The 1,584-nt window shown below is 70.1% G+C and carries 1 protein-coding gene; it reads left to right on the forward strand.

The genetic code is table 11. The annotated features are described in order from the left end of the window. Positions 1-125: 125 nt before the first annotated feature. Positions 126-1,574, forward strand: coding sequence for an NF041680 family putative transposase (locus tag ACFY00_RS38090; RefSeq protein ID WP_388038868.1), 1,449 nt, complete (start codon positions 126-128; stop codon positions 1,572-1,574). Positions 1,575-1,584: the final 10 nt, after the last annotated feature.

Genomic DNA, 1,584 nt, shown 5'->3' on the forward strand with positions numbered 1-1,584 from the left:
CTTGGCGTTTATCCACGCATGTCACTCGACCTGCTGATCTGCGGTTCTTCCCGGGACAGCAGAGGCGGCCGTTCTCCACGCTTCGAGGTGTCGAGTCAGGAAGCACGAGAGAACGGCCGCTGTGTATGAGTCTGCCTGCCGATGTGCCCGCTGGTGATGCTTTGGGCGTCCTGTCCCGCTTTCGGGTCGAGTTCTACGAGTGCCTTTACGCCCGCGCGGATGTGCTCTTCGAACTCACGGACGCGGTGCTGTGCACGGAGGGGCCGGTCAGGACGCTGGTCGAGCTGTCGTTGGCGGCCGAGCACCGGCGCGGGCACGGTGCGCTGTACCAGGGGCTGGAACGGGGCTGGGCCGAGCCCGCCCGACTGCGCAAGGTCCTGGCCGGTCTGCCGCTGCCGCGGGCGGCCGACGGGCGGATCGTGCTGGCCGTGGACGTGAGCAACTGGCTCCGCCCCGATGCCCCGACAAGCGACGAGCGGCTGTTCTGCCATGTCTACGGACGCGGGGACCGCAGCCGGGACCAGTTCGTTCCGGGCTGGCCGTACTCCTTCGTCGCCGCGCTGGAAACGGGCCGCACCTCCTGGGTCGCGCTGCTGGATGCCGTCCGTCTCGGGCCGGCCGACGACGCTACCGCCGTCACCGCCGTCCAACTGCGCGGTGTCGTCGAGCGGTTGCTCCGGGCCGGGCACTGGGAGCCGGGCAACCCGGAGATCCTGATCGTGATGGACTCCGGCTACGACGTCACCTACCTCTCCCACACCCTGGCCGACCTGCCCGTCGTCCTGCTCGGACGCCTGCGCTCGGACCGGGTCATGCTCCGCGACCCCGGCCCCGACCGCCGCGGGCCGAAGGGCGGGCGACCCCGTCGACACGGTGGGGTCCTCACCTTCGCCAGACCCGACACCTGGCACACCCCCGACACCACCACGGCCACCGAGACCACCCGCTACGGCACCGCCCAGGCGACGGCCTGGGACCGGATGCACCCCCGGCTCACCCACCGCGGCCCCTGGCTGGACCACGCCGAGGAGGAACTACCTATCCTGCACGGCACGTTGATCCGGCTCGAGGTCGAGCGCCTGCCGGGTGACCGGGACCCGAAACCGGTCTGGCTGTGGTGCTCGGCCACCGCGGCCACCGGCACGGACGTGGACCTGTGGTGGCAGTCCTTTCTCCGCCGATTCGACTTGGAGCACACCTTCCGGCTGATGAAGCAAACCCTCGGCTGGACCGCCCCGAAGATCCGCCACGCCGACACCGCCGATCTGTGGACCTGGCTGATCATCGCTGCCCACACCCAGATCCGCCTCGCCCGACCCCTGGCCGAAGACGTACGCCGGCCATGGGAGCGACCGGTGACCGAACCCCGCCGTCTCACCCCCGCCCGCGTCCGCCGGGGGTTTCGCAACATCCGCGCGACAGCGGCCCTCCCGGCAGCCGCACCGAAACCGTCCCGACCAGGCCCGGGACGGCCTCCCGGCTCGAAGAACAAGCAACGGGCCCCACGCCACAACGTCGGCAAGACGGCCAAACGAGCCGACTCGATCAAGGAACATCAAAGCCGACGAGGATAAACGCCAAGCT

Origin of the sequence: Kitasatospora sp. NPDC001540 (assembly GCF_042894345.1) — a bacterium.
Classification (GTDB): domain Bacteria; phylum Actinomycetota; class Actinomycetes; order Streptomycetales; family Streptomycetaceae; genus Kitasatospora; species Kitasatospora phosalacinea_C.